Raw genomic sequence first — 17,420 nt, forward strand, 5'->3', positions numbered from 1 at the left:
GGGATCAGTGAATGGTTTTTCTTCAAAACGTCGATACTAAAAAAGCCGCTCTTTTGATGATGCACTTCCAGGACGATGTGTTCAGAGTCCTCGCAGGAAGTCTTCCCACGGACATGCTTGATCGTGCAAACAACCTGATCGATACTTGGCGAAAAACAGAAAGACCTGTGATCTTTGCTAATTTACTGATCAAGCCAAATGAGCCCGTGACTGAGAACAACAAGCTTATCACCACGGTCAAAAGCGCAGGGTTGTTTAGAGAATCCAAATTTGTAGAGGGACTGGATGTTCAGCCCAGCGATCGCATCTACACCTGTTTGCGTGCAAGCGTCTTTCACGGAACAAACTTAGATCACGATCTACGCGCTCAAGGCATTGATACACTCGTCATGGCCGGAATCGCCAGCAGTGGAGTTTTGTTTTCCACGGTGGCATGGGCCAGTGATGCCGACTATCGCATTTATCTCGCCCGTGCTTGTTGCTTTGATCCGGATGTCCAAGCCGACGAGGCGTTGTTTCGCACCAGTTTCGCGACCCGGGCGACCCTAATTTAGACAATGAATCATAGTGCTACAGTACGGTTGTCGCGTTTTACATAACCAAGTCTAGTCATTCAGACGTTTGGTTAAGTAATAGGGGTGGGTTCCGATCTACCCTCTATGAGAAATGCGTTCAGATTGTTCTTATGTGGTCTTTTTCTATCGGTACCGGTCATTGCGGCAGAAGGCTCCTTTAAAGGGGACTTGCTGGAAACCTTGCAGATCTATGCCAAGCAGAACAATCTGGGCTTAAATAAGCCTTCCAATAACTTTATGGGCTTCTCTATCACCGCAGCTGGGGACGAAAACAAGGTCACCGTTTACCATGCGGATTCACCGGTCGATGTGATTTTAAACGACTACATTTGTTCCTATCAGGGTTGTGAGCAGGTTGCCCGCGATCCGCGTTGTTTTTACTATACGCCGGGTGGAAGCTATTCTGCGATGGCAATTTACGAGGCGGCCTTTCAACAAGCCCAAATCCCTCGTCCCTGGGGTATCGGTCAACTGAAGTTCTGGCAGCTAGGGGCGACTGTTTATGGGCGCATTTCTAGTCCCGCAGCCGATTTAAACGAGCTTTATTCCTGCTCGCAAAAACAATCAGATCTGGTGTGTGTAAGTGCCCAAGAAACTCCTGACGAGCCTTAATTGTTAGGATCTCGTTAGAGTCGGGTAATCCTTCTATGGTTACAGAGATTGTTGTTTCCTAAAAAGCCGTTCCCGAGTAAAAGAGGTTCCAGCCAAAACCTAATAGGGAGTTTTTTATGAAAGCGCTTTCGTCAGTGGTTCTTTTGACTGGTCTTATGATTTCTGGTTTCGCTCAAGCATCCCAATTGCCTGACGAAGCTTTGAATACCTTCCAACTTCTTCGTTCATACACTCGTGGTTACGATTTGACTGCTGGTAAAGCTGCTAACGGTCGTCCATGCAACTTGAAATTCGACTACACGACTATCAATGGCAAAGGCAGCGTTTACGTAAGCCTGACTGCTGGTGATGAAGAAGCTTTTAAAGATCTAGCAGTCTATTCTTCAGCGATCACAGCACCTGACAGTGTTACCGCAACAGAAATCAAAATGGGTGACTGGGGCTGGGAAGGCGAAGAAACAAACTTCGTTCTTACACGCTCTTCACAAGATTTAACGGTGAAAGCTGAATACACATACAGCGAATATTACGGAAACGGGACTTCTTCAGACACTTGCACCTTTGCTAAAAAATAAGACGCCCTCCTCTCCAGTCGGATTAGGAAAAAATAAAAAACCCCACAGTTGATGTGGGTTTTTTTTATTTTTAAACGTGTTGCAAATTAATAGTAATAAAATTCGGCGATTTCTTGAGGCAGGACTTCGGTGCGCCCTTCAAGCTTTTCAATCAAGGTCAGAGGGTATTCAATGCCCTGCGCTTGATAATATTCCTTGGCCTTGGCGATCATGCTTTTGCGAATACCGTGGCTGCCGGGGTTTAACTTTGAAAGCAAAAGTCCATCGATCGTCGTCGACGCCAGATAAAATTCTGCGCGGCGAGTTTTAAACAAGCGGTGCGCAAGAATCGTTCTGGCTTCAGCGTAACGGCCTTTTAAAGTGAAATACAAAAACTCCGCCTGGGAAAGAAGGGGACAATAGCGATCCACCAAAGTGCATTTATGCATCATGCGAGCTTTTCCAAAATACTGGGCAGAACGCGTGTTCGGGCCATTTTTAAACTCTTCAATGATTCCCAAATAATAGTTTCCCAAAAGAATGCCACGACCCCAACCAGATCTTTCTGCCGTACTTAAAAAACGACGGCAGCAGGCTTGGGCTTTCGGAAGATTTTTCGTGCGTAAGTACAGATGAACCAAATGAAGGTACATCCAGGCCGCAAGCAGCGGATAAGGTTTGGAGCGCGCTTTGAGAGTGGTTAGCAAGCCTCGTCGTAGTTGCACTTCGGCTTCAGCATTTTGCCAGCGGTGCAAATGCACGCGGCCCCGCACATAGGCATACTCGGCTAGAACACTCGGGCGAGTGATCTTGCTTAAGTGTTGCAGATTTTGATTTAAATAATCATCAGCTTTAAACAAATTGCCGACAGCTTCATCCAAGCGAGCAAACCAGTTGCGAACATCTCCCAGATGATTTTCGTTTTGTAAGAGCTCAGCGTATTTCATGGCCTTGCTAAGATGAATTTTGGCCGCCTGAAATTTTCCCAGATAGAACGAGGATATCCCGATATTTCGCGAGATCACAAAGCACTGCTCAGTCGGTAGGGATTCTGTATGAATAGATTTTAAAATTTCCAAGTACCTATTCCAGTCATCGGTTAGGCGAATGGATTGAAAGGATCTTTCAGAGCAGATTTCCGCCACGGCCTTATCCGTAGGGCGCAGACTTAAAACAGGGGAGTCTCGTTTAATGTCCCCCGCTGTCGGACCCAGAACTTCCACGAGCTTTTCAATTGTCTCAGGCTTGACCCGGCGAATACTTTGATTCAGCCATCGCTGGATGGTTTTCGTTGAAATATCGAGCCTTACTGCAAGATCGTACTGGGACATCTGATGATGTTTCAATAAATTGCGTAAGGCATTGGAATCGATTTCAATTAGTTCATTGCTCATATTAATTAAGCATACTAATTGTGCTTAAATGTAACAGTCTAGTTTGAATAAATGTAAATCTGTTTATGCGGGCTGTTTAAGCGGCTTCATATCTTGTGAAAAGTAAGGAACTTCTATAATCGAGCGAATTCCATGACGAGCGGTCATCGCTAAGGTTACATTGCGCAGGCTTCCGATCATTTTCCCTCGAGAACCCAGCATTCTGCCGAAATTTCTTTTGGAACATTCGATGTTGAAGATTGTAGTGCGTTCACCTTGTTTCACTGTCACAGAAATTTCTTCCGGATGGTCGACGATCATCTTGAGGATTTCCTCGAGTTTGATGCGGGTGTTTTCTATAACCTCGTTTTTGTTGGGGATGAAATCCATCATCGGGGTGTCCTCAGCTCCAGACTTTGATCCGCACTCGGCTTGTGGTTTGCGAACGATGATCGTGGGTATTTTCTTTTCCATATCCTGCATGGTTCCTTCTCCGTTATGAGCCATTGTTGGATTACCTGTCGGAAATGCGCCACAGGAAATAAGGGTAACTGAGGATCCCTAGCCTCTGTCCACCATGTCCGTCAGGAATTTTGCAATAAACAAGGTTGTAGGTCGCAGGAGAAAATCGCGAGAACAGTCACATTAATTGCAACGACAATCGTAAATGACAATGTTACCTGATGCAGTTCTGCCTGATCCGCAAGAGCCTGAGCCGGAAGCGCACTTACTGAACCCACCGGGGCCGCCGCCGCTCATGGTTTGATAAGTATAGGTATTGCCCGGGCACATATTCGTGGAGTTGTTCGCGTTCGTACAGCAAACTTGGGTGTTGCAGGCTTGGCTTGTCGCTCCTTGAGTTCCGCACACAGTGTTCGATGTGGGTGTACATGCTTGCGAAGTCACTGCGGTGCCGCACACGGTATTTGAAGTTGGCGTGCACGCTTGAGATGTCGCGGGCTTAGTGCCGCAGAAGCTATCAGCCACGGTTGTGGAATCACTGCGCGTGCAGGTCACTGTGCGTGTTTGAGAACCACTGTTCGCATTTTTATTACAAGTGGCTGTTCGAGTTTGTGAACCACTCGATGCAGTTTTGTTACATGTGGCTGTACGGGTTTGAGTTCCTCCACCACAACTCAAAGAACACGAGCCCCAAGCGGAATAACCCCAGGTTCCACTGCCGCCTGAGCACGCCGACCAAGAACCATAGGCCCAACTGCCGCTACCACCGTTACAGGCTCCAAAAGCTCCGATACTCCAAGCGTACGTGTAATTGATTTTAGTGATGTTCGTTCCAGTATAAGTAGCTGCAATACCTGCCGCATTTTTTACGATATAGCGGAATTGATAGCAACGACCTTGAACTCCCGTATAGCTGTAAGTAGTCGCAGTCGCTGACTCTGAAGCTCCGGTATCTGCAAAAGCACCAAAGGCTCCGCAAGCAAGCGTCGACGTATTCAGAGTGGCATAGGCGACTTGTAAAGTATAATCTGTATTTGTTGCGCTCATGCCAGAATTCGTATCGCTTCCGCGATTTACGGGAATAGAAATTCCAGTCGTGGTTTGAATGGCATTTGCGTTTGTCACAGATCCTCCACTTGGAGCGGAGGTATCAATTTTTACCACGCTTGCTGGAGCGGACCAGGTGCTGACGTTTCCAGCTTTGTCTGTGGATTGATATTGAAACTTATAAGCTTTGCCTGAAACTCCGGTCATCGTGAAGTTTCCACAGGTCGTGCTGGCATTGGCCCACGCACCATAAGCACCCACGGTGCCGCTGGTGATCGTTGCTTGAGCTAATTGCAAAATACAGGAGTTAATTCCAGCATTGGCATCGGCTTGAGTGGCCGTGACTGAAATAGTTGCTGTTGTCTGCCACGCGTTTGCATAGGTGATTGAAGCTGTCGGTACGACGTTATCAAAATAAATCGAATCGGAAACAGTGGCACTTACATTTCCCACAGCATCGAGGTAACGCACATAAATAGTTTTTGTGCCGACACCTGTAGGCAAAGAATAGGCAAGTGAAGTTGTGCAAGTCTGCCAGTCGCTGGCAACTGCGGGATTTCCGGGGTTTGTCGCATTACCCACGGCTATTTTCGTAGCGGTCCCATTATCCAAGGGACAAGCCAGCGTGAGAGTGGCGGCCAACGAATTCGTGTAAGCCGCTCCACCATTTATCGTCACGGAGCCTCCGGTGGGTGCTGTTTGATCCAGATAAATGCTACGTGAAACGGTATTGGAAATATTTCCGTTCGCATCTTTGAATCGCATATAGATAGTTTTTGTTCCTGATCCCGTGCTTAAGGTCAGGGCTTTCGTGCCCGCACAAGCTTGCCAGTTCGTTGGACTTGCGGTTTCACCAAAAGCCACTTGGGGGGTGCTTTGTGTGTCAGTCGCGCAAGTAATATTTAAATTAATAGCCGTTGTCCCTGTTGGGGATGGTGTGGCAATCGCAAAGCCTCCACCGGTCGGAGGCGCGTTGTCGATTTTTGTTGTTGTTCCCGGGTCATTCCATGCGCTGTAGTTTCCGGCACCATCGCGCACGCGATACCGGAACTTATAAGCACTGCCGTTCGCACCCGTCGTTGCATAATTTGAACAATCTGTACTAACTGTCGTCCACGCCGAAAAGGCACCGGGCACACCTGCCGTGAGAGTTGCTTGAGCTTGTTGTAAATCACACTCGTCAATTCCAGAAGTGGCATCGCTTTCTGAAGCTGTTATCGAAATGGCGGTGGAAGTCTGCCAGCCATTGAGATAGGACACCGAAGCCGTGGGAGCGGTCGTATCCAGAATAATAGAATCGCTGAAGTCAGCGCTTGCGACATACGTGTCGTCGACATAACGAACATGAACGGATTTTATGCCATCGCCTGCAGGAAGCGTGTAGGGCTGAGGTGTGGCCACGCAAGTGGACCAGTCACCTGGGTTGCCGGGATCACCGGGATCGACAAAGTTTCCCAGGGCACTTTGTTGCGGAAGTCCCCCTTGGATAACGCAATCCAATTGTAAATTTACATTGAGAGTGTTTGTGAATTCAGCGTCATCGTTAATTAAAAGAGCGCCTGTTCCGTGTGGAGTCTGATCTAAATCAATCGCGTGGGAAACCGCACCACTGACATTTCCATAATCATCTATAAAGCGCAGATAAACCGTTTTTGTTCCCGTTCCCGACGTCAGGGTATAGCTTTTTGAAGAAACACAGGTTTGCCAGTTTGTCGGAGAAGCGTTTTCACCAAATGCCATGCGTGAAGAACCGTTTTCATCACTGGCGCAGGTGATGTTTAAAGTCACTCCCGGTGTTACAACAGGAGAGCTTTGCACGAAATTAAAGTCTCCGCCCAAAGGTGCTTGGGTATCGACTTTCGTGATAGAAGCACTGGTTATGATATTTGAATTTCCTGCCAGATCCGTTATTTTATAGCGGAACTGATAAGCCATGTTGTTTACTGCCGTGGTGAAGGACTGATTGCCGCATGTATTTGAAATCGTGGTAAATGATCCAAAGTTTCCTACCACACCGGAAGAGATTGGAGCCTCTGCCACTTGCATTTCACATTGGGCAATGCTTGTCGTGGCATCAGCTGCAGAGGCGGACAAACTGATGCTGTAACTGTTTTGCCAGCCGTCGGTGTAAGTCAGACTTCCTGTTGGCAAATCAGAATCCAGAACTATGTCAGAACTGATATCGTTGCTGACGTTTCGAGCCTCATCAATATAGCGCACATAAACCGTTTTGTTTTCGTTTCCGTTGCTTAAGGTGAAGGGCATGGAATTTAAACAAGTTTCCCAGTCTGAACCGACAGCGGGATCTCCCGGAGTGGGTAATTCGCTGAAGGCAACTTTTGCTGGAATCCCATTATCCAGGGGACATGTCAGATTTAAAGTGACATTGGCAGAGTTCGTGGCAGGGGCGCCCGAATTGATCTGAAGACTTCCACCCGCGGGCAGAGTTTGGTCTAAAAAAATCGTATGCGAAATCACGGGCAGGGTGTTTCCGACGGCGTCGGAGAATTGTAAATAAACTGTTTTCAAACCTGTGCCAGCACTTAATTCTAAAGTGACTGATCCTGTACAAGCTTCGAAATTTGTAGGTGGTGATGTTTCACCGTATGCAACCGACACGGGTCCTTCAGCATCAGTGGCGCAGACAATAGCTAAATGTATTAATGGACTTGCGACAGGTGATGCTTCGTCAATGGTGAAGCTACCGCCCACGGGTGGATTGCTGTCGGCATCATCGATCCAATTGGTATTGCAGTTTTCGTCTCGGTTCGGATCGTCCACGGCTGGCTGAGCGGGATCGGGAATGCAATTAAGGCGATCCGATAACTGTGTGAGCTCCACCGAGTCTGTCGTTCGTAGAATGCGCAGTGGAATTCCAGTGGCATTCCAGTCATTTGAAAAACCAACTCCGGAAGGTAGTTGTAAGGTGGTGGCGGTTAACGGACTGTCGCAGTCCACTGCCGAACCTAATGTGGTCCATGCCGTACCATTTTTGCGGATTTGAATTTCGCAGCTTGAGGGCGCATTACCCAGGCCTCCAGTGTCCCAGGAGATTGTGAAGTCCTTTTCATTGTCATTATGAAGCAGCGTAATATCCGTCGGCGGCAAAGAGTCTCTTGTCGTCGCCTTCCACTCTAAAGGCCCCATGGCACCCAAGGAGAAAATTACCGAGGATGTCGTGGAAATGGTCGCTGCAGAATGAACGCCCAGGCGAAGGGAATCTCCGTTGCTAAGTTTTTCCGTGTCAGGATCAAACGGCAACCAGTCGGTTCCGCTTTGGGGAAGTCTTTCCGCAAAAGCCGTCGGATCGCCGCTGATGGCAACTTCAATCGCTTGTTCTGTGCCTGCAATCACAATGGCGTCGGAATAAATATCCTGATCTAATGGTTGTTGAAATTTATCCAGCAAAACAAAGGCATCAGGTGTGATGTCAGACATAGTGCAATTAGCGCTGACCACTTTATAGGGGTATTCACACTTGCTGACGACGACCGGTCCCCAGGTTGTGCCATCCCAGGTTTGTTCTCCCGCTGTTGCGTGACTTGGAAGTTCTTCCGGGGGCGCTATGCGTGTAGCCGCCACGCAAGTATTGCCTCCGCCGCTGCCATTTAGATTATAATTAATTTTACAGGCGGTGATAATACAGGCACCCCAGGTGTCTTGAAGTGATTCTTCCCAAAGTTGGGTGGCATTGTCTGCTCCAACAGGGAATGGCACGCACGCGCGATTGTCAGCAACACAAGTTGTGTCACTAGTTCGCGTGTAATTTGGATCGCACGTTGTGATCTTGCACGCGCCCCAAGTTGCTGATCCTCCCTGGCCCCAGCTTTCTGAAGCGGTGGCATTGGCAATGGTGCAACTGCGGGAGCTTTCAACAAAAACGATAGGGACCGTATGTTCCAAACGGGGTGTGATGACTTCTATTTCATATGTCCCCGCGATATCCGCCTGAACAACACAGATGGCTTCGCCGTTTGCATCAGTCAGTGAACAGTTAAAGGTGGCTGTTCCCGGACCCATGATATTCATTCGGGGAGTCATGCCAATCACTGGATTATTTTCTGTGGTTCGGGAAGAAATAGTAACGGAGACGACTCCCAAGTCTGCATTCGCATAGGAGGAAAAAGATCCTGGATAAGTTTCATATGCGGAAGAGTTGATATCAAAAAATATCGCATCCTTTGCCGCGAGCTCCTCGATAACAGAGGCCACCTCATTGACGGGATCGCCGGTATCGACACGAAGTTTAACTTTGGACCAGGTGCTGGAGGTGATCGTGCAAATTCCCTTACCTTGAGAATTCGTAGAGCCACAAGTCACTTTATATTTTGGATTATTGGCTTCGTTATCGATTAAAAGAGTGACGGGGTGATTTGCCAAAGGCTCGCGTGTTTCTTTATTTACTAAAGTTGCTTCCAAGACAATTTCATCAATGTTGTCAGCTTTTGCAGTGTTTTTAATCAGATTGATTTGCGCATCAACGATAAGCCCGGATCTGATTTTCAGATCGAGAGAGCAAGCCGCAAGATATGCGGTTGCGATCAGTATGCAAAGGACGTTCAAGAAGCGCATACTGTATTTATCGGGGCGATAAGATGTTTACAAAAGCGAAACGCGATTCAATATGAGTGAAAGAATTGTCTGTGTAAAAACTGTAACTCTATTTCTCGACTTAAAACGCGCTTCTTGTTAGTCCTTTAACTACTTCTTGCAAGCTCTTTTACAGAGTTAACTGCAGTGTTAACGCTTGCTCAACTCGGCATTCATTTGTTCGATCATGTCTTGTGCCAGAGGTCCTAATTCAGAAAGATCCTCAATCGGCAAGCGATTAAAAACCACAGCCCATGCAGAACTATCAGAGCGTCTCACGAAGTATGAAAGCGTGCCATTTTCAAGCGCTCCGGCATGAGAAATATCTTTACCCTCTTCGCGGATCACCCAACCCAGTCCCGCAGTGGGATTGCCGGTGTTTACCACAGGAGCTGTCATGATTTTCACTGTCTCAGATTTTAAAAGCTGCACTCCACCCAGTTCCGGTGTCACGGCATGCAGAATCTTAATCAGATCACTCGGAGTTCCTAACCAACCACCGTGACCATCCATTGTTGGAAAATAGAATTCGTTATAAGCCAAAGGCCCTTTGGTTTTTCCATCCCACTGAGAAATAGCCCACGGCGCACGGGGATCATCATAGTATCGCGCTTCGTTTGGCAAGAGATCCTTTTCGCGGCTGCCGGCGATTTTCATATCTGTGATGCCGACTGGTTTCATTATGTGGTTCAAAACATACTGTTCGTAAGTTTCACCACTTAGTTTTTCAATGACTCGCGCCAGGATGTTATAGCCCAGGTTTGAGTAGTGATATTCCTTGCCAGGGTCCACTTCCAGATTTTTATATTGAAGCATATAGCGAATCACAGACTTTGCATCCGCTGGTGCTTTGACTTTCATCTTTTTAGCGATGTTGTAAAGGTCATACTGGGGATCATAGTCGTTCTTAGAGGAATCCCATCCCCCCGTATGCTGTAAAAGATCGCGCAGAGTGATTTTCAAAACTCGCTTGTCTTTGATTTTAGAATACTCAGGCAAGTAACCTTTGACGCCAAAAACGGGGCGGTTCAAAGCGGCGTTTATATCCGTGTTGGATTGTTCTAAAAGTTGAAATACCGCGATGGCTGTAATCGGTTTCGTGGCACTGGCGATACGAAACACAGTTTCAGGAGTGGGAGCGGTTTTCTTCTCTACGTTTGCATAACCTGCAGTGCTGGTATGAATGATCTTTCCATTTTTTGCGATAGCCAGGGAGGCACCCGGGAAATCGTATTTTTGAATAAAGTTTTGCAGGAACTGATCATAGTTTGCGGTTTCTTTTTTTTGAGCCGGTTGGGTGGCACAAGCTGAAAGTACAAGCGGAATCGCGAAAAGAAAAAATCGCAACATACTGAAACTCCTTAAGTGGATTGCAGTAAAAGGATAAATTCTTTCATGTCCTCGGGTAAAGCAGATTCTATTTTTATCGAAGCTTGGGTAAAAGGATGAACGAATTCCAGGCTTAATGCATGAAGCATCAAGCGGGGAGCCAGTGGTGTCTTGTTGCACGGATAAATATCATCACCGAAAATCCCCATATGCTCTTCTGCTAGATGCACGCGGATTTGATGCGTACGACCTGTAAGCGGTTTCGCTTCCACCAGCATTCCGTGTTTGTATTTCTCAATCAGACGGAATTTGGTGTGAGCCTTATCACCACCGGATGTCGTGGATTTCATCTTGGTTTTTTTAAGCTTGTGATCTTTGACCTCGCCCAGATGGTTTTGGATTTCCCAAGTTTCTGGCATCTTGCGATTGCGAGTCAGGCAGCGATAGGTTTTTTGGATCAAATGCTTTTTAAACATAGTGGCCAAGGGATCGTTTGCCTCTTTGTTTTTTGCAAAGATCATAACACCCGAGGTGTCGCGGTCCAGGCGGTGGTGTAGAGCCAGATAGAAATCCGTGCCTCGCTCTGCTTGCAGTTGTTTTTTTAGCTGAGTGAAAAAGTCAGGACGGCTTTTATCCACCGTCGCTTGCGAAGGAAGACCGGCGGGCTTTTCAGCCGCTAAAAACCAGTCATCCTCGAACAGAATTTTAAACATTATCTTTTATTGATCATGCAGAAGTTCAAGTTCTGCGTGATAACGTTGCGTTGGTTGTCCAATTCGTCTTTGGTAAAGACGAAATCAGAGGCCTTGCAGTTGTACTTGATGATGTTATCGCTGATAGCTTTTGCTTCCTCAGGATTCATCGTTAATCGCCAGATCATTTTGATGGCGATCCAGTTGCGGATGTATTGGCAACGACCTGGTTCAAACGGTGGAAGGTAGCCTTCCGGACCGCTATCGCCTTTGGACATGTTTTGGTGAGCTTCGGCGGAAACCAAGTGCTCTCTCATGCCCATGTAGTTCGCATACAAGCAGCGAGTTTTATAATCCCAGTTAAAGGCCCCTGACATATAGGCATTTTTTAGTGGAACCATGTGGTCAATCTGAATCTGGCGAGAAGAAGTGATCTCGGTGTTCGTGTACGGATCGTCCCAAAGGCCGTCTTCCACCACGCAAGTTTTGCCATTGCGGTAAGTGATCTCACCTTTGGAATCACGAACTAGAACTTTAGCGCGCGTATTCATGCATGTTTCGTCGGATGGATCATTGATCCAGCGACCGAAGTGCAGTTTGCGCATGTATTTTTCAGCCGGTACTGGCATGTCGTAATTATATTGATTCCAACGAAGCAGATTCACGACCGCTACTTTGATTTTTTTAGCGAATGTCGTGATCAATTCTGTCGGAGCCATCAGTTCCATTGGCAGTGTTTGAGCGCTGCGAACAGTGATTTGATCCAAGTTGGTGTCATCAATCATATAGAACTGATGCCATTGTGGTTTATCTGTATATGGAGCGGGTACCGCTTGCTGTGAATCGCCCGTTTGTGATGCGTGCACTGGAGTCGTCGTCTGTGATGACTCCTCGGCCAGAGTCGTATTTGCACTCAGCAAAGCTGTTGCAAAGACCCCCATAAACGTAGCGAATTTCATGCCCCTCACGAAATCCATTATTCCCCCCGCGAATGGATAAATTTTTACCTTGAGACTTATTAGAGTTTCAACAATTGATTCTGTCAGTTTTTGGTTCGGGGAATATCACCTTGCGTTAAGTGCAGGCGGGACGATGTTTCTGCTCTTAAATTACTCATTGGTGCAGAGGGCTAGTATCATGGTGCGTCTGGAAGACTTCCCTTGATCTGCTCGAGAAATAATCACAAAATTCTATTACTTTGATAATCAACATAGGGAGTCCCGATGAAAAAAATCGTGTTCGCATCTTTGGTAGCTTTGTTCTTGGGTGCGTGTGCATCGACTGCAAAAAAAGAATCTTGTGCATGTGGTATGGATAAAGCCAAATCAGCATGTCAAGGTGGTGAATGTGCCGTAGATAAAAAAGCTTCCGCTTCTGGTTGCGCTGACTGCCACGCTGCGGAAGAAAAAAAGGGCAACTAAGTTCTCTGATTCCGTCTTAACATTTGATTCAAATGTTCGTGAAACCCTCGCCAGTCGAGGGTTTTGTTTTTTCTAAAGCAGCCGCTCTATTTTGCGAATCGCGCGCCCGATTTTGAATATTAAAAGTGCCGTATCGTAAAGAGTTGTTTACTGACCCTAATTATTTTACGCTTTTCATGTAAACAAGAATGAGTCACGGAAGGACTTATCTCTATGACGAGCAAACTGTGTGTCGCGCTTTTCCTGGTAGTATCATCGCAATCCTTCGCCATGAACTTACAGGAGTACTTGAAATCTGTAGAAACCCATCACAAGTCAATCAAAGCCCTGGATGTTGCGAAAGAAGCGGCGGATGACCGTAATCTTGCTGGCGACCTTGAATTGGTTCCAGCTATGTCAGCAGAAGTCAGCTATCTGAGCGATAAAAATCCCTTAAGTCAGTTTGCGATGTTTGGTGTTCCGGAAAGCAAGCAGCTTGCTTATAACTTGGGTTTCTCAAAAAAGTTTTCATCGGGAACCAAGGCCTCCGTGTGGGGCGCGGTTACTCAATTTGATAATCCAGGAATCGTGAATCCGCAGTTTGCGGCCTATAGTAAATTCGGTTACGGGCAGCTGGGACTGACTCTTTCTCAATCTTTATGGAAAGATGCCTTTGGTCATGCGACTCGCTTGCGCTGGGAACGTCAGGATGCTGCAACAGCCGCCCAAAAGGGTGACTATGATTATAAAATCCGGGGCGTTCTGGTTCAGGCGGAAGCCGCTTTTTGGGAATACCTTTATGCCGTCGAAAATTTAAAAACCGCAAAGGGATCCCTAGAGCGGGCTAAGAAAATTGAATCGTGGACCCGTCGTCGTGTGGCTGATGGTATCAGTGACCGTGCGGATTTGTTGCAAGGTCAGGCCTTGGTGGCGGGGCGCCAACTGGTTTTGATCACCGCCGAAGACGATTTGGAAGCCGCTAAAAAAGCGGTCTTGGATGCGCTAGAACTCAAAGAGATGTCATCGTTTCCAGCTTTAGAAGGTGATTTAAGTGCGGCTCGCCCTTTGGAATCTTTGGTGAGCGGTGGCAAAGGGCGGGTGGTGCAAATCGAAGCCTATTTAAAATCTCTTGAAGCCAAGGTGGCCGCGGTCCAGGCAGATGAAGTCGAAGACAGCTTCCGACCTGATTTGGTGTTAAGTGGTTCTTATAACACCAATACTTTTTCTAAAGACATGCCGGATGCGACTCAAAATCTCGGCGACGTGGATAAACCCACTGCGAAGGTGGCTTTAACTTTAAATTATATGTTTGATACCTCGGTCAAACGTGCCGCGAAAGATGCATCCAAGAAAAATGCTTTGGCGTCACGCTTGCTGGCAGAACGTCAACTGTTAGAGAGTGATAGTGCTTGGAGTGAGTTGAACCGTCGGTATGGTGAAATGAACCGACGTGTGCAAAGTGCTGAGCAGTTTAATAAACTGCAAAATGATCGCTCGCGCGCGACCAATGATCTGTTCAATAAAGGTCGTACGATCACGATGAATGTGGTGGATGCAGAAAATGATGCCGCCACTTCTGAGCTCAATATGAATCGCTTAAAAGCGGAACAAAGAAAAATGGAAGCTCAAGCCCGTTTATTTATGACGGTGGAGGAATAGTCTATGAATTTACCAAGTCTTTCGATTCGTAGACCCATCACGATTCTTTGTGTGGTTTTACTGACCCTGATTCTGGGTGTGTTTTCTTTATTTAAAATGCCCGTGGATCTTTTCCCGGATGTGACCTTTCCCATTTTGTCAGTGCAGATCACGTATCCCGGGGCTTCGCCTTTGGATTTGGAAAAGCAAGTTTCTAAGCCTATCGAAGATGAATTGGGTGGTTTGCCAGGACTTAAAACATTAACGTCGAACAATCTGGATGGCGTTGTGGTTCTGGTTTTGGAATTTAACCTTGGAACCGATATTAAAGAGATGGAGCAAGATGTTCGTAACCGCATCGGTAACATCCGTCGCGATTTGCCAGCGGATATGTATGAACCCGTGATCCGTCGTTTTGACCCGGCCGATCAACCGATCGTGACCCTTGCCATGGTTACAGAGTTACCGGATGGTGAAGCCTACGACCTTGCCAACGAAGTGGTGAAGCCGATCTTTGAGCGTCTGAAAGACGTCGGACAAGTTGATATCTACGGCGGTCGTAAGCAAGAGATTCACGTCGTGATCGATAAAAATAAACTTCAGGATCGCAAGATTTCGATGCTTCAGGTGTCTCAGCGTGTTTTAGAAACTTCGAAAGACACTCCTATCGGTAAAATCGAAAACCCAAAACAAGAAACGACCCTTCGTACCAGTGGCGAGTTTGAGTCCTTAAAACAAATTGAAGAAGTGAACGTGAACTTTATTGGTTCCGATCGCCCGGTGATGATCAAAGACATCGGTCAGGTGATAAAAAGCCTGGAAGATCAAAAAACCATGGGGCGCATTCAGGGGCAAAAGGCTCTGTTGATGCAAGTTTATAAGCAGCGTGGTTCCAACACCGTAGCTGTGGCTGACAATATCAAAAAGAATATCGCTCGGGCCAACGAGCTTTTGCAATCAAAAGGTATCAAGGCGGAAGTAAAGCTTGTGCGTGACACGTCCAGACCGATTCGTCTGAATGTGGCTGACGTGAACGAGTCGATCATGATCGGGATCGCGCTTTGCGTTTTGGTTGTATTCTTTTTCTTGGGATCGGCTCGCTCAACATTGATCACTGGTATGGCTTTACCGAATTCATTGCTCGGTGGTTTTGTAATCATGTTTGCGATGGGTTTTACGATTAACTTAATGACGCTTTTAGCACTGTCCCTTGCCGTGGGTCTTTTGATCGACGACGCGATCGTGGTGCGGGAAAATATTTTCCGTCACTTGGAGATGGGTAAGCGTCCTAAAGACGCCGCTTTGGATGGAACCAAAGAGGTCGCCATGGCCGTTGTTGCAACAACATTGGTTGTGATCGCGGTATTTGGTCCAATTTCCTTCCTACAAGGTATCGTAGGACAATTCTTTAAACAGTTCGGTTTAACGGTTGTTTTCACCATGCTGATTTCACTATTCGATGCCTTTACCGTGGCACCGATGATGTCGGCGTATCTAGCCCATCCTGATGAGCATAATAAAGGGAATAACATCATTGGAAGAATGCTTTCGGCATTTGATAGATTTCAAACACGGTTGGAAGACATCTATGAACGTCTTTTGAAATTCACAATCAATCATCCGAAAACGGTTTTGACCGGCGCCCTCTTGGTCTTTGTGGCTTCGATGGTCACTGTCGCTTTTATTCCAAAAACATTTTTGCCCGCTGGAGATGAAGGCGAGTTTTCGGTATCCATTGAATTACCAGTGGGTTCATCGCTGGAAGCCACGGGGAATTTCGTGGCCGAGATTGAAAAAATATTTGAGGGCGATAAAGCCGTTGATATTGTTGTTGCGACGGTGGGTTCTTTTAATAATGAATCCAACAAAGCAAGTCTGTATGTGCGCCTGGTAGATCCTAAACAGCGTTCGATGAATACCATGGACTACACCGAAGAGTTGCGTAAACGCCTGGATCCGTTTAAAAAGCGCGCCATTGTTTCTATCGGGGAGTTTGACCCGGTGAATTCGGGTCAAAAGCCACTGAACATCAATTTAACGGGGCAGGATCTAGAAGAACTTAATAAATACGCGGAGCAAGTAGTCGCGCGTATTAGTCAGATCAAAGGCCTGGTGGATGTGGATACAAACTTCCGCGCAGGTAAACCCGAGTATCACGTGATCTTTGATCGCAATCGTTCCGAGTCGCTCGGTGTTTCCACGGTGAAAGCAGGGGCTGAACTTCGTAACCGTACCGAAGGAAACGAAGACACGATCTATCGTGAAAACGGCATCGATTATAAAGTGCGCGTTCGCTTTAACGAAAAAGACCGCGATCTTCGCAGCAACTTTGCAACGACCCTGGTTCCAAATGCCAACTTTAATATGATTCCGTTAGCGCGTGTCGCCCGCGGTGAAGATTCGAAGGGGTATTCGCAGATCAATCGTCAGAATAAAAGTCGCTTCATTCAAGTTTCAGCGAACTTGGCAAAAGGCGGAGCCTTGGGAACGGTTTCGCAAGAGATCGAAAAGATCTTTAAAACCGAACTTAAACCACCTCCAGGGATTGAGTATCGCTTCCAAGGTCAGGCAGATGACTTTAAGGATTTGATTAACAATATGTTGATCGCGATTTTCCTCGGAGTCACATTCATCTATCTGGTTTTGGCAAGCTTGTACGAAAGCTTTATCACGCCATTTACGATCTTGCTTGCGTTGCCCCTGGCGATGACCGGGGCTTTTATTGCGCTTTTGATCACCGGAAAAACTATCGATATTTTCTCGCTGATTGGGATCGTGCTCCTGTTAGGCGTGGTCGCCAAGAACTCGATCTTGTTGGTCGATTACACCAACCATCTTTTGCAAGACGGTATGGAACGCAAAGACGCCTTGCTTAAAGCCTGCCGCACGCGTCTTCGTCCGATCTTGATGACGTCGCTTGCGTTAATTGCCGGGATGATTCCCATCGCCATCGGTCTGAATGAAGCCTCCGCGATGAGAACCTCCATGGGTATTGCAATCATCGGTGGTTTGATCAGCTCGACGTTACTAACGTTAGTGGTTGTGCCAGCGGCCTTCGGCTTTATCGATGACTTCCGTATCTGGGTTCGCGAGAAGCTAGCAAAAATCTCCGGCTACGAAGGCGGATAGAAAAAAGGTGCCAGGTCCT

At 47.0% G+C, this 17,420-nt stretch carries 12 protein-coding genes; 6 read left to right on the forward strand and 6 right to left on the reverse strand.

Features of this window, described 5'->3' with window-relative positions; genetic code table 11:
* The first annotated feature begins 11 nt into the window (after positions 1-11).
* From ACLSU7_RS01265 to ACLSU7_RS01275, 3 genes are all read left to right on the forward strand, one after another.
* Positions 12-554, forward strand: coding sequence for an isochorismatase family cysteine hydrolase (locus ACLSU7_RS01265; RefSeq protein ID WP_413293708.1), 543 nt, complete (start codon positions 12-14; stop codon positions 552-554).
* A 105-nt stretch (positions 555-659) separates the two neighbouring features.
* Positions 660-1,187, forward strand: a complete 528-nt coding sequence (locus ACLSU7_RS01270) for a hypothetical protein (RefSeq protein WP_413293709.1) — start codon at positions 660-662, stop codon at positions 1,185-1,187.
* A 116-nt stretch (positions 1,188-1,303) separates the two neighbouring features.
* A complete protein-coding gene (locus tag ACLSU7_RS01275) occupies positions 1,304-1,762 on the forward strand; it encodes a hypothetical protein (protein ID WP_413293710.1) in 459 nt (152 codons plus the stop codon).
* A gap of 86 nt (positions 1,763-1,848) precedes the next feature.
* On the opposite strand, the gene ACLSU7_RS01280 is transcribed toward ACLSU7_RS01275, so the two are convergent.
* From ACLSU7_RS01280 to ACLSU7_RS01305, 6 genes are all read right to left on the reverse strand, one after another.
* Positions 1,849-3,135 carry a helix-turn-helix domain-containing protein gene (locus tag ACLSU7_RS01280; RefSeq protein WP_413293711.1) on the reverse strand — a complete coding sequence of 429 codons (1,287 nt, stop codon included), beginning with the start codon at positions 3,133-3,135 and terminating at the stop codon, positions 1,849-1,851.
* Positions 3,136-3,198: 63 nt separating this feature from the next.
* Entirely contained in the window at positions 3,199-3,621 is a 423-nt protein-coding gene (locus ACLSU7_RS01285; RefSeq protein WP_413293712.1) for a KH domain-containing protein, read from the reverse strand.
* Between the two features lie 138 nt (positions 3,622-3,759).
* Entirely contained in the window at positions 3,760-9,195 is a 5,436-nt protein-coding gene (locus ACLSU7_RS01290) for a thrombospondin type-1 domain-containing protein (RefSeq protein WP_413293713.1), read from the reverse strand.
* A 168-nt stretch (positions 9,196-9,363) separates the two neighbouring features.
* Complete coding sequence (locus ACLSU7_RS01295; RefSeq protein WP_413293714.1) at positions 9,364-10,563, reverse strand: serine hydrolase domain-containing protein; 1,200 nt, start codon at positions 10,561-10,563, stop codon at positions 9,364-9,366.
* Between the two features lie 11 nt (positions 10,564-10,574).
* Entirely contained in the window at positions 10,575-11,255 is a 681-nt protein-coding gene (locus tag ACLSU7_RS01300) for an RluA family pseudouridine synthase (protein WP_413293715.1), read from the reverse strand.
* Positions 11,255-12,193: a DUF1524 domain-containing protein gene (locus ACLSU7_RS01305; RefSeq protein ID WP_413293716.1), complete on the reverse strand. Its 939-nt coding sequence runs from the start codon at positions 12,191-12,193 to the stop codon at positions 11,255-11,257. Before ACLSU7_RS01305 ends, ACLSU7_RS01300 begins: the two co-directional genes overlap by 1 nt.
* A gap of 264 nt (positions 12,194-12,457) precedes the next feature.
* On the opposite strand from ACLSU7_RS01305, the gene ACLSU7_RS01310 reads away from it, so the two are divergent.
* The 3 genes from ACLSU7_RS01310 (at position 12,458) to ACLSU7_RS01320 (ending at position 17,401) form a co-directional block, all read left to right on the forward strand.
* Positions 12,458-12,655 carry a hypothetical protein gene (locus ACLSU7_RS01310; RefSeq protein WP_413293717.1) on the forward strand — a complete coding sequence of 66 codons (198 nt, stop codon included), beginning with the start codon at positions 12,458-12,460 and terminating at the stop codon, positions 12,653-12,655.
* A gap of 213 nt (positions 12,656-12,868) precedes the next feature.
* Complete coding sequence (locus tag ACLSU7_RS01315; protein WP_413293718.1) at positions 12,869-14,293, forward strand: TolC family protein; 1,425 nt, start codon at positions 12,869-12,871, stop codon at positions 14,291-14,293.
* 3 nt (positions 14,294-14,296) lie between these two features.
* Positions 14,297-17,401: an efflux RND transporter permease subunit gene (locus ACLSU7_RS01320; RefSeq protein WP_413293719.1), complete on the forward strand. Its 3,105-nt coding sequence runs from the start codon at positions 14,297-14,299 to the stop codon at positions 17,399-17,401.
* Positions 17,402-17,420 lie beyond the last annotated feature (19 nt).

It is taken from the genome of Bdellovibrio sp. HCB185ZH (assembly GCF_047302455.1).
In the GTDB taxonomy this organism is placed as follows: Bacteria; Bdellovibrionota; Bdellovibrionia; order Bdellovibrionales; family Bdellovibrionaceae; genus Bdellovibrio.

Excerpts from the sequence above, each read along its gene's own strand:
- ACLSU7_RS01305 (WP_413293716.1), bottom strand. The coding sequence starts at position 12,193 with ATGAAATTCGCTACGTTTATGGGGGTCTTTGCAACAGCTTTGCTGAGT.
- ACLSU7_RS01270 (WP_413293709.1), top strand. The coding sequence starts at position 660 with ATGAGAAATGCGTTCAGATTGTTCTTATGTGGTCTTTTTCTATCGGTA.
- ACLSU7_RS01320 (WP_413293719.1), top strand. The coding sequence starts at position 14,297 with ATGAATTTACCAAGTCTTTCGATTCGTAGACCCATCACGATTCTTTGT.
- ACLSU7_RS01285 (WP_413293712.1), bottom strand. The coding sequence starts at position 3,621 with ATGGCTCATAACGGAGAAGGAACCATGCAGGATATGGAAAAGAAAATA.
- ACLSU7_RS01280 (WP_413293711.1), bottom strand. The coding sequence starts at position 3,135 with ATGAGCAATGAACTAATTGAAATCGATTCCAATGCCTTACGCAATTTA.
- ACLSU7_RS01315 (WP_413293718.1), top strand. The coding sequence starts at position 12,869 with ATGACGAGCAAACTGTGTGTCGCGCTTTTCCTGGTAGTATCATCGCAA.
- ACLSU7_RS01275 (WP_413293710.1), top strand. The coding sequence starts at position 1,304 with ATGAAAGCGCTTTCGTCAGTGGTTCTTTTGACTGGTCTTATGATTTCT.
- ACLSU7_RS01300 (WP_413293715.1), bottom strand. The coding sequence starts at position 11,255 with ATGTTTAAAATTCTGTTCGAGGATGACTGGTTTTTAGCGGCTGAAAAG.
- ACLSU7_RS01265 (WP_413293708.1), top strand. The coding sequence starts at position 12 with ATGGTTTTTCTTCAAAACGTCGATACTAAAAAAGCCGCTCTTTTGATG.
- ACLSU7_RS01310 (WP_413293717.1), top strand. The coding sequence starts at position 12,458 with ATGAAAAAAATCGTGTTCGCATCTTTGGTAGCTTTGTTCTTGGGTGCG.
- ACLSU7_RS01295 (WP_413293714.1), bottom strand. The coding sequence starts at position 10,563 with ATGTTGCGATTTTTTCTTTTCGCGATTCCGCTTGTACTTTCAGCTTGT.
- ACLSU7_RS01290 (WP_413293713.1), bottom strand. The coding sequence starts at position 9,195 with ATGCGCTTCTTGAACGTCCTTTGCATACTGATCGCAACCGCATATCTT.